Origin of the sequence: Actinospineispora spinosispora DSM 44797 (assembly GCF_000429025.1) — a bacterium.
Taxonomy (GTDB): domain Bacteria; phylum Actinomycetota; class Actinomycetes; order Mycobacteriales; family Pseudonocardiaceae; genus Pseudonocardia; species Pseudonocardia spinosispora.
Window position 1 is genome coordinate 77,474 of record NZ_AUBB01000024.1, and the last position, 12,474, is coordinate 89,947.

17 protein-coding genes are annotated in these 12,474 nt (G+C 69.0%); 11 read left to right on the plus strand and 6 right to left on the minus strand.

Annotated elements, in window-relative coordinates; all coding sequences use genetic code 11:
* Positions 1–20: 20 nt before the first annotated feature.
* Complete coding sequence (locus G406_RS0110270; protein ID WP_028933759.1) at positions 21–371, minus strand: avidin-fold protein; 351 nt, start codon at positions 369–371, stop codon at positions 21–23.
* An 83-nt stretch (positions 372–454) separates the two neighbouring features.
* Between G406_RS0110270 and G406_RS0110275 the strand changes: the two genes are divergently transcribed.
* The 8 genes from G406_RS0110275 (at position 455) to G406_RS0110310 (ending at position 7,251) form a co-directional block, all read left to right on the plus strand.
* Positions 455–1,255 (plus strand): enoyl-CoA hydratase/isomerase family protein, encoded by an 801-nt coding sequence (locus G406_RS0110275; protein ID WP_037075961.1) that lies wholly within the window; start codon positions 455–457, stop codon positions 1,253–1,255.
* Positions 1,256–1,259: 4 nt separating this feature from the next.
* On the plus strand, positions 1,260–1,454 hold the full coding sequence (locus G406_RS45990; RefSeq protein WP_037075963.1) for a ferredoxin: 195 nt from the start codon (positions 1,260–1,262) through the stop codon (positions 1,452–1,454).
* A 425-nt stretch (positions 1,455–1,879) separates the two neighbouring features.
* Positions 1,880–2,956: a DODA-type extradiol aromatic ring-opening family dioxygenase gene (locus G406_RS0110285; RefSeq protein ID WP_028933761.1), complete on the plus strand. Its 1,077-nt coding sequence runs from the start codon at positions 1,880–1,882 to the stop codon at positions 2,954–2,956.
* Entirely contained in the window at positions 2,953–3,789 is an 837-nt protein-coding gene (locus G406_RS0110290) for an alpha/beta fold hydrolase (protein WP_028933762.1), read from the plus strand. Before G406_RS0110285 ends, G406_RS0110290 begins: the two co-directional genes overlap by 4 nt.
* Positions 3,786–5,081: an aromatic ring-hydroxylating oxygenase subunit alpha gene (locus G406_RS0110295; RefSeq protein WP_028933763.1), complete on the plus strand. Its 1,296-nt coding sequence runs from the start codon at positions 3,786–3,788 to the stop codon at positions 5,079–5,081. The genes G406_RS0110290 and G406_RS0110295 overlap by 4 nt, the downstream gene beginning before the upstream one ends.
* On the plus strand, positions 5,078–5,581 hold the full coding sequence (locus G406_RS0110300; protein ID WP_051341908.1) for an aromatic-ring-hydroxylating dioxygenase subunit beta: 504 nt from the start codon (positions 5,078–5,080) through the stop codon (positions 5,579–5,581). Before G406_RS0110295 ends, G406_RS0110300 begins: the two co-directional genes overlap by 4 nt.
* 62 nt (positions 5,582–5,643) lie before the next feature.
* The gene (locus tag G406_RS0110305) at positions 5,644–6,417 is read left to right on the plus strand and encodes an SDR family NAD(P)-dependent oxidoreductase (protein ID WP_028933765.1); all 774 of its coding nucleotides are present in this window, start codon (positions 5,644–5,646) and stop codon (positions 6,415–6,417) included.
* A gap of 9 nt (positions 6,418–6,426) precedes the next feature.
* Positions 6,427–7,251: a 2-keto-4-pentenoate hydratase gene (locus G406_RS0110310; RefSeq protein ID WP_028933766.1), complete on the plus strand. Its 825-nt coding sequence runs from the start codon at positions 6,427–6,429 to the stop codon at positions 7,249–7,251.
* Positions 7,252–7,384: 133 nt separating this feature from the next.
* Here the strand turns inward: G406_RS0110310 and G406_RS0110315 are convergent, their stop codons facing one another.
* A complete protein-coding gene (locus G406_RS0110315; protein WP_028933767.1) occupies positions 7,385–7,720 on the minus strand; it encodes a GatB/YqeY domain-containing protein in 336 nt (111 codons plus the stop codon).
* 10 nt (positions 7,721–7,730) lie between these two features.
* Positions 7,731–8,207 carry an Lrp/AsnC family transcriptional regulator gene (locus G406_RS0110320; RefSeq protein ID WP_028933768.1) on the minus strand — a complete coding sequence of 159 codons (477 nt, stop codon included), beginning with the start codon at positions 8,205–8,207 and terminating at the stop codon, positions 7,731–7,733.
* A 104-nt stretch (positions 8,208–8,311) separates the two neighbouring features.
* Between G406_RS0110320 and G406_RS0110325 the strand changes: the two genes are divergently transcribed.
* Positions 8,312–8,923 (plus strand): LysE family translocator, encoded by a 612-nt coding sequence (locus G406_RS0110325; RefSeq protein ID WP_028933769.1) that lies wholly within the window; start codon positions 8,312–8,314, stop codon positions 8,921–8,923.
* Here G406_RS0110325 and G406_RS0110330 read toward each other — a convergent pair.
* On the minus strand, positions 8,920–9,843 hold the full coding sequence (locus tag G406_RS0110330; RefSeq protein ID WP_028933770.1) for an alpha/beta hydrolase: 924 nt from the start codon (positions 9,841–9,843) through the stop codon (positions 8,920–8,922). The genes G406_RS0110325 and G406_RS0110330 overlap by 4 nt on opposite strands.
* Positions 9,844–9,961: 118 nt before the next feature.
* Between G406_RS0110330 and G406_RS0110335 the strand changes: the two genes are divergently transcribed.
* Both G406_RS0110335 and G406_RS0110340 read left to right on the plus strand, forming a co-directional pair.
* Positions 9,962–10,393 carry an SRPBCC domain-containing protein gene (locus G406_RS0110335; RefSeq protein WP_028933771.1) on the plus strand — a complete coding sequence of 144 codons (432 nt, stop codon included), beginning with the start codon at positions 9,962–9,964 and terminating at the stop codon, positions 10,391–10,393.
* Positions 10,383–10,721: an ArsR/SmtB family transcription factor gene (locus G406_RS0110340; protein WP_028933772.1), complete on the plus strand. Its 339-nt coding sequence runs from the start codon at positions 10,383–10,385 to the stop codon at positions 10,719–10,721. The genes G406_RS0110335 and G406_RS0110340 overlap by 11 nt, the downstream gene beginning before the upstream one ends.
* A 165-nt stretch (positions 10,722–10,886) precedes the next feature.
* Here the strand turns inward: G406_RS0110340 and G406_RS0110345 are convergent, their stop codons facing one another.
* Positions 10,887–11,519 carry a maleylpyruvate isomerase family mycothiol-dependent enzyme gene (locus tag G406_RS0110345; protein ID WP_028933773.1) on the minus strand — a complete coding sequence of 211 codons (633 nt, stop codon included), beginning with the start codon at positions 11,517–11,519 and terminating at the stop codon, positions 10,887–10,889.
* A gap of 1 nt (position 11,520) precedes the next feature.
* Positions 11,521–12,408, minus strand: coding sequence for an alpha/beta hydrolase (locus G406_RS0110350; RefSeq protein ID WP_028933774.1), 888 nt, complete (start codon positions 12,406–12,408; stop codon positions 11,521–11,523).
* Between the last annotated feature and the right edge of the window lie 66 nt (positions 12,409–12,474).

The window sequence follows — 12,474 nt, forward strand, 5'->3', positions numbered from 1 at the left end:
GCTGGTCCACCGTGTGCCCGTCAGCTACGGAACTCCTCGACGGCGCTGGTGCCCGAGCCCGTCCTGGACTCCCATTCCCAGGTTTCGGTGAGTCGCACCCTGCCGTCGGTGAGCACGTCGATCCGGGACCGGCAGTGCCCGCTGGAGGTCTCCCCGTCGATGTTGAGCTGGGAGTAGCGGAAGTCGAGCTGGTCCCCGGTCCTGGTGCCGACCAGGAACCCGCGCCGGACCGAACCACCGGAGTAGGAGCCCCAGATCTCTCCGTCCTTCTCGCGGTACTCGAAGGTCGTGTCGAGCCCGACCTCACCGTGGGCGTCGACGTCGGTGGCGGCGAAGCGGCGCCCGTCCAGGGAGGGTGCATGCGAAGTCACGCCCACAGGATGGCGCACTCAGGCCCCGGTCGCCGGAACACGACCGCTTGTGAAGCATGTACTTGCTACACTAAGGTCGCCGCATGAGCATCGGCGCCGGGTACCAGAGCCTGACCATCTCGCGGGCCGACGGCATCGCCGAGGTCCAGCTCAGTCGGCCCGAGCTGCTGAACCGGTTCGACGACGTCCTGCACCGCGAGCTCACCGCCGCACTGACCGAGCTGGCCGCCGACGTCGAGGTCAGGGCGGTCGTGCTGTCCTCGACCGGCAAGTACTTCTCCTCCGGCGGGGACACCGCGATGATGCTCGCGGCCAACCGGGACGCCCAGGTACGCCTGGCGATGCTCGACGACGGCCGCAGGCTGTTCCACGCGCTCGGGGACTTCCCGAAACCGCTGGTCATCGCGCTGGCCGGGGACACTTACGGGCTCGGGGCCACGGTCGTGCTGCTCGGCGACGCGGTCGTGACCGCGCCGGAGGTGAAGATCGCCGACACGCACGTCCGGATGGCGCTCGTCGCCGGTGACGGTGGCGCGATCGTGTGGCCGCTCAACATGCCGTTCGCCAGGGCGAAACGACATCTGCTCACCGGCGACCCGTTGACCGGCGCCGACGCGCACCAGCTCGGCGTGGTGAGCGATCTCGTGGACACCCGCGATGAGGTGCGTCCGGCCGCGCTGGCCCTCGCCGTGCGGATGGCCGAGCTACCGCCGCTGGCCGTTCAGCTGACCAAGCGGGCGCTGAACAAGTTTCTGATGAGCAGGGCGAACGAGGTGCTCGACCTCAGCTTCGCGCTGGAGAGCACCAGTCTGGCCAGCGACGACCTGCGCGAGGCCGTCGACGCGTTCGGAGAGAAGCGCGCCGGTAAGTGGACCGGGAACTAGAGCGATGTCCTTCACCGTCAGGATCGACTCCGAGCTGTGCATGGGTGCGCAGCGCTGCATGTTCCTCGCGCCCGAGGTCTTCGACCTCAATGACGAGGGCATCGCCGAGGTTCTCGACACGTCCGGTCTGACCCAGGAACGCGCCGAGAAGCTCGCCTACGAATGCCCCAACATGGCCATCGAGATCACCCGTTCTTAGCCCAGCGGCAGGGCTCGCACTGAGCCTAAGTGGATCATCGTGCGTGAACCATGATCACCACGGCCTGGTGGCTGTTTCCGGGCGAAAAATCAGCCACCAGACCGTGGTGATCATCAAATGCCGGTCGGGGGCGAAGTGCCGCTGACGGGGCCGCTGGTGCTGGTGGTGCTGGTTTGGGAAGCGTCCGGGCGCAGCCCGTGCACTCAGCCGCCGGCCGGCCACCCACGTCCGGCCCCGAGCCTCACCGCCCCGGTCCAGGCCGCGGTAAACGTCACCACCGGTGAAGCCGCGGCTCAGCAACATGATCGAACTGAGCCGAGTGGCATTGGGTTCCAGCCTCTGTGCGAGCTGCCAGTTCGCATACCGCCCCTTGAATCTTGGTACTAGAATCTCTAAAGTTCTCGACAGACTTCAAGGAGGATGTCGTGGCGGAGTTTCTCGGCCTTGGGCTGACCCACTACCCCCTGCTGTCGGTTGCCGACGATCGCATGGCCGATCTGCTGCGCTGGACGTTGGCCGATCCCGGCATCCCCGACCAGCACAAGGACCCGGCGGCCTGGCCGGAGCTGATGCGCCGGGAATGGGCTGCCGACGGCGGAACGGCGGCGGCGGCCGGCCACCGCAAGCACCTGCGGGAAGACCTCACCGCGTGCCGGGCGGCGCTCGACGAGTTCAGCCCCGATGTAGTGCTGGTCTGGGGTGATGACCAGTACGAGAACTTCCGCGAGGAGGTCGTCCCGCCGTTCTGCGTGCTGGCCTACGGCGAGACCGAGGTCTGCCCGTTCGAGGTGATGAACGAACGCGGCGCGCCCAACGTGTGGGGGCTGCCCGACGACATGACGTTCACCCTGCACGGGGACGAACCGGGTGCCCGCAGACTTGCCAACGAGCTCCTCGAAGACGGTTTCGACGTCGCCTACAGCTACCAGAAGCGCGAGGCGGGGCACTTCCCGCACGCGATCGCGAACACACAGCTGTTCCTGGACTACGACAACGCCGGCCGCGAATTCCCATACAAGATTCTGCCGATCACCGTGAACTGTTACGGCCAGCACGCAATCGCCCGCAGGGGCGGTCTCGCGCGGTTCGCCGACATCGAAGACGAACGCCTCGATCCGATCGGCCCCTCACCCCGGCGCTGTTTCCAGCTGGGCGGCGCCGTGGCCAGGGCGTTCGCCGGCACCGATCTGCGGGTCGCGCTGGTGGCCAGCTCCAGCTGGTCGCACGCGTTCCTCAACGACAAGGACTGGCACCTGCGCCCCGACACCCCGGCCGACCAGGTGCTCTACGACGCGTTCGTGGCGGGTGACTGGGACACCTGGACCGCTACCACCGGCAAGCAGGTCGTCGACGCCGGTCAGCACGAGATGCTCAACTGGTTCTGCCTCGCGGGCGCGATGCACGAGCTGAACCTGCCGCTGACCTGGTCGGACTTCGTCGTCACCGACGTATTCAACTCCAACAAGTGTTTTGCGATCTTCGACGGAAAGGCCACCTCGTGACCAGCACGCAGACCGAAGAGGCAACCGTCCTCACGAACGGCTTCAGCACCCACTTCCACGAGTACGGCCCGAAGGACGGCACACCGCTGCTCATGCTGCACGGGTCCGGCCCCGGTGTCTCGGCCTGGGCCAACTGGCGGCTCAACATGGCGCCGCTCGCCGAGCGCGGCTACCGGGTCCTCGCCCCTGACCTGGTCGGGTTCGGCTACACCGAGCGGCCGGCGGACGTGTACTACTCGCTGGACACCTGGCGCGAGCACGTCTGGTCGTTCATGGACGTCATGGAGCTGGGCCGCACGTCGATCGTCGGCAACTCACTCGGCGGGCGGATCGCGCTGCACATGGCGGGCCAGCACCCGGAACGCATCGAGCGCATGGTCCTGATGGGCGCTCCGGGCGTCGGCATGACGATCACCGAGGGGCTCAAGGCGTTGCGCGCCTACCAGCCGTCCGAGGAGAACATGCGGCAGATGCTGCTGGACTGCTTCGCCGTCGACAAGTCGATCATCACCGACGACCTGGTCCGGACCAGGTACAAGGCGAGCATGGAGCCGGGCGCGTTCGAGGCCTACACCGACATGTTCTCCGAGCGGCACGCCGGTAGCCAGCTGGGGATCACCGAGGAGCAGGTCCGCGCGATCGGGACCCGCACGCTGCTGCTGCACGGCCGCGAGGACAAGGTCGTGCCGGTCGACGTCGCGTGGAACATGGTGCGGCTGCTGCCCGACGCCGACCTCGCGGTGTTCGCCCACTGCGGCCACTGGACCCAGATCGAGCGGGCGACCGACTTCAACGCGGTGGTCCACCAGTTCCTGAGCGGAGGCGGATCATGACCCTCACCGAAGACGCCCCGGCACGGCTGACCGGGTTCCCGCTGGTCGACGAGGACCCCGAGCACCACAGCTTCCGGGTGCATCGCTCGTCGATGGTCTCGCCCGAGATCTTCGAACAGGAACGGCGCCGGATCTTCGACCGCTGCTGGCTCTACATCGGCCACGAGTCCGAGGTGTCGAAGCCCGGTGACTTCGTACGCCGCTCGGTGGGTGGTAGGGCCCTGTTCATGGTCCGGGCCGCGAAGTCCGGCCAGGTGAAGGTCTTCCACAACTCGTGCACCCACCGGGGCGCGATGATCTGCCGGCAGGCGTCCGGCAACTCGAAGACGTTCCCGTGCTTCTACCACCACTGGAGCTTCGACTCCGAGGGCGACCTCAAGGGTGTTCCGGACCGCGCGGGCTACGGCGACAACCTGGACTTCTCGAAGCTCGGCCTGAAGTCGCCGAAGGTCCAGAGCTACCGGGGGTTCGTGTTCGTCAGCTACGACCCGGACATCGTCGACCTGGTCACCTACCTCGCCGGGGCGCGCGAGTACCTGGACCTGGTGATCGACTCCGCCGACGGGGAGATGGAGATCGTCCGGGGCACCAACGAGTACTGCATGGACGCCAACTGGAAGCTGCTGTGCGAGAACAGCATCGACGGCTACCACGCGGTGTCGGTGCACGACACCTACTTCAAGTACCTGGTCGCGCTGGGTACGGACCTGAAGGGCGGGGTCAAGGGCACCGCGCGCGACCTGGGCAACGGGCACGCGGTGCTGGAGTACTCCGCTCCTTGGGGCAGGCCCATCGCTAAGTGGGAGCCGCTCTTCGGTGAGCACGCGAAGGAGGAGATCCTCGCGCTGCGCGCCGACCTGGTCGCCAAGCACGGCGAGGAACGCGCGTCGCGCATGGCCGACACCAACCGCAACATGCTGATCTACCCGAACCTGGTGGTCAACGACATCATGGCGGTCACGGTCCGGACGTTCATGCCGCTCTCGCCGGGCCGGATGGACATCACCGCGTGGGAGATGGCGCCCCGAGGCGAGCTGCCCCAGCTGCGGCAACGCCGGCTGGACAGTTTCCTGACGTTCCTCGGACCGGCCGGGTTCGCCACTCCCGACGACGTCGAGGCGCTCGAGTCGTGCCAGCAGGGCTTCAACTCCGGCGGCGTGGAGTGGAACGATATCTCCCGGGGCATGGCACGCACCCCCGAAGGCAACGACGAGCACCAGATGCGCGTGTTCTGGCGTCGCTGGGCTGACCAGATGGGTGAGGCCGCGTACGGAAGGGTCGAAGGCCGATGACCGCCACACTCCACCCGCTGACCTCGCTGGACCGTTCCGCCGTCGAGGACTTCCTGTACAGCGAGGCCGCGCTGCTCGACGCCTGGGACCTCGACGGCTGGTTCGCGCTGTTCGACACCGAGCTGCGCTACGTCGTGCCGTGCAACGACACCCCGGACGGCGACCCGACCCGTGACCTCGTCCTGATCGACGACGACGAGCTGCGGCTGCGGCTGCGGGTCGAGCGGCTCAACAGCCGCAAAGCGCACCGCGAGTACCCGCATTCACGCACGAACCACCAGGTCACCAACGTCCGGCTCGGGGTGGTCGTCGATGACCAGCTGCCGGTGGACGCGCTGTTCACGGTGTGGCGGTTCCGCAACGGCAAGGCCAGCTACTACGTCGGCCGCTACCGGTACCGGCTGGTGCTGCGTGACGGTGCGCTGCGCATCCGGTCCAAGCGGTGCGAACTGGATATGACCGAGCTGCGCCCCGCCGGTGACCTTGCGGTGATTCTATGAGCCCTCCGGCCCGCGAGACCGGGCACTCTATGAGCCCTCCGGCCCGCGAGACCGGGCACTCTATGAGCCCTCTACAGGGCAAGGTCGCGATCGTCACCGGCGGCACCAGAGGAATCGGCTTCGCCATCGTCGAGCGGTTGCTGGCCGACGGTGCGGACGTGGTCATCGGAGCGATCTCCGACGACGAGCTGACCAAGGCGCTGGATGCGCTGCGTTCGGCAGGGCACAAGCCGGTCGGCTGCGTCGGCAACCTCGCGTTGCCCGGCGAGGCGGACCGGCTGCTCGCGGTGGCGACCGAGGCGTACGGCGGAGCGGACATCCTGGTCAACAACGCGGGCGGCGGCGTCATCCGGGCGACGCTGGAGCACACCGAGGAGACCCTGCAGGCGACGATCGACAACAATCTGTGGACCACGATCCGCGCGACCAGGGCACTGCTGCCGCACCTGGTCTCCCGCGGTGGTGGCCGGATCGTCAACATCGGGGCGGAGTCGGTGCGCAACGGGCTGCTCGACCACGCCATGTACAACGCGGCCAAGGGTGGCGTCCACGCCATGTGCACGGCGCTGGCCAGGGAGTTCGCCACCTCCGGCATCACGGTCAACACGGTCGCGCCGTCGTACGTCGAGACACCGGAGATCACCGCCGGGGTCGAGGCGGGCAGGTTCGACGAGGCGTTCCTCGCGGTGCTGGACGCGGCGACCGACCTCATCCCGATGGCGCGGCCCGGCCGCGTCGAAGACGTCGCGGGCGCGGTCGCCTACCTGGTCGGCCCAGACGGCGCATTCGTCACAGGACAGGTGGTCAGTGTCAACGGCGGAAGCAGCATGGGTTAGGAACGTGGAATGACAAGCGCGCTCACCGATCCCGAACTGCACGTCCTGGCCGCCGACAGGCTCCGGCAGGCGGCGGCCGACCGCACGCCGTGCGCCCCGATCCGCGACCTCCTCCCGGACGGGGAGGCCACCGACCCGGCCGACCAGATGGAGTTCGGGTACGCCGTGCAGCGGCTCCTGACCTCCTCGTCGCTCGAGTCCGGGCGGCGCATCGTCGGGTCGAAGATCGGGCTGACCGCGCCGGCCGTGCAGGCGCAGCTCGGTGTCGACCGGCCGGATCTCGGGATTCTGTACGAGGACATGGCGTTCGGCGAGGGCGAGACGATCCCGATGTCGCGGCTGCTGCAGCCCAAGGTCGAGGCCGAGGTCGGGTTCGTGCTGGGTGCCGACCTGGACCGCGACGACCTGACGCTCGACGTCGTGCGCGACGCGGTCCGCTCGGTCGTCGCGTCATTGGAGATCGTCGACAGCCGGATCGCGGACTGGAACATCCGCCTCGTCGACACGGTCGCGGACAACGCCTCCTGCGGCGTGTACGTGCTCGGCTCGCAACACCTGTCCCTGGACGGGCTCGACCTGCCCGGCGCGACCATGTCGATGACCGCGAACGGTGAGGTCGTCTCCGAGGGCGCCGGGTCGGCGTGCATGGGCGACCCGTGCATCGCGCTGCAGTGGCTGGCCGAGACCGCCCGCCGCTTCGGCACCCCGCTGCGCGCGGGCGACGTGATCCTGTCCGGCGCCCTGGGCCCGATGGTCCCGGCCCAGCCCGACACCACCTACGAGGCGACGATCACCGGCCTGGGCACGGTCCGAGCCACCTTCGGCCCCGCCTGACCCTCGTGAGTGTTGAGTATGGCTATAGCCACACTCAACACTCACGAACCCTGACCTGCGGCTCAGCCCCACACCTCGTGAGTGGTACGGGCGCCTATAGGCGCCCGTACCACTCACGAGCTGTGACCTGCGGCTAGAGGTAGCGGGCGAGCACGGCGGCCTCGGCGTGCAGGCGTTCGGCGGCGTCCTCGCGGCCCAGGCGCTCGTACTCCGCCGAACTCGTCGAGCGCTCCTGGACCTCCGCCTCGACGATCGCGCGCACGTCGTGCTCGGTCAGCACGCGGCGGGGAACCTCGGCGCCACCGGCGACCGAGCCCGCGAAGTGCGCGTTCCCGCTCGGCGACGGAGCCGTGTTGTCGGCGGCCTCGGCGTTCTCGATGGCGGCGAGCGCCGACCGCAGCGCGGTGATGGCGACGCGGTCCCTGGCCTTGATGGCCGAGGTCAGATCCTGCCGGAGCACGGTACGCATGAATCCGATGCTAAGCGGGCGGCGAAGCGGGTTTCGCGGTCGGCAGCGGGCGGTTGTCGACCACTCGCTTCATGACCAGCGTCGAGTTCATCCGTGCCACCCCGGGCAGGAGAGACAGCGTGTCGTCCTGCAGCTGCTGGTACGCGGCCAGGTCCTCGGTGACGATCCGCAGCAGGTAGTCGGGGTCGCCGAACAGACGCTGCGCCAGCAGGACGTTCGGGATGCGGGTGACCGCCTCCTCGAAGCTCAGCAGGGTCTCCCGGTCCTCCTGCAGCATCGTGACGAACACCAGCGCCTCGAACGTCATGCCGAGCGCGACCGGGTCGACGACCGCGCGATAACCACGGATCGCGCCGCCGCGTTCGAGCTCGCGGAGCCTGCGATGGCACGGCGACACGCTCAGCCGTACCCGGGACGCGAGCTCGGTGAGCGTCAGCCGCCCTTCCTCTTGCAGCACGGCAAGAATCTTCCGGTCAACCGCGTCCATGGAGGAAATCTTTCCACTGTTACGGCTGATCGAGGTAATTCTTGGAACCACATTCCGGCGAGTCGGTCATAGCGTTCTTGGCAGACCGCAAGGAGTGAAGACCCATGCCGCTCAGCGCACTGCTCGGATTCTGGGCCGTCGCCGCCCTGCTGATCATCGTCCCGGGACCCGACTGGGCGTTCGCGATCAGCGCCGGTCTGCGCGGGCACGTCCTCCCGGCCGCGTCGGGCATCGTGCTCGGCTACCTCGCCATGACGGTCGTCGTCGCGGCCGGTGTCGGTGCGCTCGTCGCGTCCAGCCCGGTCGCGCTGCGCGTGCTGACCGTCGTCGGCGGCGCCTACCTGGTCTGGCTCGGGGTCAGCACACTGCGCCACCCGGCCACCGCACCCGGTGGGCAGGAACGCACCACAGCCACCCGACGGGCCACTCTGGCCAGGGGGATCGGGGTGAGCGCACTGAACCCGAAGGGCCTGCTCGTCTTCGTCGCGATGCTGCCCCAGTTCGCCAGCCCCGGCGCGCCGTGGCCGATCGCCTGCCAGCTGGGTGCGCTCGGGCTCGTGTTCACTCTGACCTGCGCCGCCGTCTACCTGGTGGTCGGCGCCTGCGCGCGGCGCGTGCTGCACTCGCGGCCGAGTACCGCACGCGCCGTGTCCAGGGTGTCCGGGGTGTGCATGGTCGTCATCGGGGTCGCACTGCTGGTCGAGCGCTTCGTCTAGTTCCAGACGCCGCGCAGGAAGGCGACGATGTCGTCGACGACATGCGACGCGCTCGGCGTGGCCGCGAGGGTCCAGAAGAAGCCGTGCACCATGCCGTCGAACCGGGCCGAGGTGACCGAGACCCCGGAGTCGGCGAGCCGCTTGCCATAGCTCTCGCCCTCGTCACGCAGCGGGTCGAACTCGGCGGTCGCCAGGTAGGTGGGCGGCAGGCCCTCGAGGCTCTCGGCGCGCAACGGTGCCGCGTACTGGTCGGCGTCCTGGTCGCCGAGGTAGTGCGCCCAGAACCACTGCATGGACCCTCTGGTCAGCAGGTATCCGTCGGCGTTGCTCAGGTAGGACTCGGTGTTGAAGTCCGGGTTGGTCACCGGGTAGAGCAGCACCTGCGCGCTGATCGCCGGGCCGCCCTGGTTGTGCGCGGCCAGTGCGACGACCGCCGCGAGGTTGCCACCCGCGCTGTCCCCGGAGACGGCGAGCTTCGACGCGTCGACGCCCAGCTCGTCGGCGTGCCCGGCGACCCATGCGGTGGCGGCGTAGCAGTCCTCGAACGCGGCGGGATAGCGGTGCTCGGGGGCCAGCCGGTACTCGACGGAGACGATCACCGCGCCGGCGGCAGCGGCCAGCTGCCGGCAGGGCTTGTCCGAGACCTCGATGTCGCCGATGACCCAGCCGCCGCCGTGGAAGTACACGATGACCGGCAGCGGACCGTCACCTTCGGGGGTGTAGATGCGCACCGGGACGTCGCCGGCCGGCCCGGGGATCGTCCGGTCGACGACCGAGGCGAGCTCGACCGGGTCCCCCTGCAGCTCGGCGAAACCCTTCGCGCTCGCCCGCGCGTCCTCGACGGTCATTTCCTCGAAGGGCGGAACGTTCTCTTCGGCCAGCGCGGCGAGCAGGTGCTGGGCTTCGGGATGGAGCGGCACGATCGAACCTCCAGGTGGGCAGACTCTCCGGCGAAAGTATGCCCACCCCGGTGCGATCGCGCTGATGAAGAAGCCACTAGAGTGGCAACCGAGTAGTTGCTACTTCTGGAGGCTGAGGATGGGTTTTCCCGATCGCATCGAACGGACCCTCGAGGTCACCCAGCCACCGAAGACCGTGTGGGCGGCGATCACCACCGCCGAGGGTCTCGGTACCTGGTTCGGCGAGGCGGCGACGATCGACCTGCGCCCCGGCGGCGCGGCTCAGATGAGCTGGACCGGCGGGCACGTCGCCAACATGCGGGTGGAACGGGTCGAGGAGCCGTCGGTGTTCGGTTTCACCTGGCAGCTCGAAGGCCTGCCGGACGACGATCCGCGCCGCACCTACGTCGAGTTCACCCTGGAACCGGTCGGCGGGGGCACGAGGCTGACGGTCGTCGAGACCGGGTTCGCACAGCTACCCGAGGAGACCTACCGCACCGAGTACGACGCGCACACCGAGGGATGGCGCAGCGAGCTCGGTGAGCTGATCGACTTTCTAGATGCCGCCTGACACCGACAGCGAAGCCGTCGCCGAACAGGTGTTCGTGGCACTGGCCGACCCGAGCCGGCGCGGCATCCTCGCCACGCTCGCCTCGGGCGGTCCGGCCACGGCGACCGACCTCGCGGACCGGCTGCCGATCACCCGGCAGGCGATCGCGAAACACCTGGCGTTGCTGGCCGAGGCGGGCCTGGTGACGGCGGAGCCGGGCGAGCGCAGACGCGTCCGGTACCGGTTGCGTTCCGCGCCGATGCGGGTGGCGCAGCAGTTCCTCGCCGCGCTGGCGCGCGACTGGGACGGCCCGCTCGACGCGTTGAAGAACCATCTGGATCGTCACTGAGCGAGCCGCCGCTCCTGTATCGGGATGCCGTCGCCGCCCAGCCGCGTCACCGCGTGACGGCGGCCGAACCACTGATCCGATGACACGAATGTGGCTTTAGGGACGTTCAACGTCCCTAAAGCCACATTCGTGCCGCGGCGGGCGGGGTTACGGGGCGGGCGGGGGTTACGGGGTGAGGCGCTGCTGGAGCCGGGGGACACCGGTGCCGGTCAGGCGGGATAGGGCATGGGGGCGGCCGGCCAGCACGGAGGCCAGGTCGGCGGCGGCGCCGGAGACCGTCCACCGGGATGAGCCGGGACGGGTCCAGCCGATGTCGGTGGCGTGCAGGGTCAGGTCCCGGGCGCGGTGACGAGCCGGGACGAACGGGTTGGGGACGGTGACCTCCGTGGTCAGGACCGAGGCCAGCACGTCGGCGGCCACGGTGGACGGCCGGCCGAGCGCGAACACGATGTCCAGCTCGTGCATCACGTGGTCGCCCAGCATGAGCCGGTCGGGGAGCAGCCGCCCCAGGCCACGACGACGGTCGCGCCCGCGCTCGAAGTCCGCCAACAGCTCACCCGGGGCCCTGCGGGCCGCGAGCTCGGCGGCCAGCGCGGCGTTCGCCACGTCGAAGCTGCCCCGGGCGCCCACCATGCGCGCGGAGAACTCGACGATCGGCGCGGAGAGCCCGTGCACGAGGTGGGCGAGGACCTCGTGGTTCGTCCAGCGGGCGCACAGGCTGGGGGCGGCCCAGTCCGACTCGGTGAGCGTGTGTGCCGTGGTGAGAAAGCGTTCGTCGTTGCCGGCCAACAGCGGCACGTCACACCCCCGCCGGGAGTCGGAGCGTCTCGCACAGGAACGTGGTCTGGTCGGCGACGACCTGATCGACCAGGGGCGGGTGGTAGACCTGGAAATGGTCGGACGGATAGTGGATCGCGCGCCCCTTCGGCGCCCGCCTCGCGGCGCGTACGGCGATGGCCGGGTCCATCAGGGTCTCGTTGTCGCTGACGCACACCAGGAACGGACACTCGACGCGCGGCGCCACCCGGACGGCCCGGTAGTGGAGGAGGTCCACCGCCACGGCGGCGGCGCAGCGGTTGTCCCACGCGCTGCCCTCGGGGATGAGCGAGTACCAGCCCGCTTTCGCGCCGGGGCTGTTGATCAGCGCGAACTCACCGGGCTCGCCGACCATCGGGACGTATCGAGGGGCGCGTCGCAGCAGGTCCGAGGTGACCGGTCCTAGAAGTCTGAGCAGTTGGGCCGGACCGAGGCGCAGGGCCGCGTTCAGCCCGTCGATCATCGGACAGTTGACCACCAGGCCGGCGATCTCCGGATGCCGCGAGGCGACGACCATGGCGTGGCTGGCGCCGAACGACGTGCCCCACAGCGCTGTCCGGTCGGGGTCGACCGACGGCAGTGACCGGGTGAAGCGCAGTGCGGCTTCGACGTCGGTGAGCAGGTGGCGGACGCGGATGAGCTGGCGTGGCTCGCCCGGCGAGGCGCCGGTGAAGCGGTAGTCGAACGACACCACCGCCATGCCGGCTTCGCTGAACCGTTGCTCGTAGTGGGCCAGAGCCATCTCGTGGGTTGCGCCGAACCCGTGTATCAGCAGTACCGCCGGGTGCGGGCCGGGAGCCGGCGGCAGCGTGACCCACGCGGTGCACTGCCCGTCGCCGCTGGGGAATGTGGTCTGTTCGGTCCGTGGCATGGGTGCGCCCTCCATAAACTTACGTTGTAAGTGAATGTAAGCTTACGCAGTAAGCTTTGACAAGTG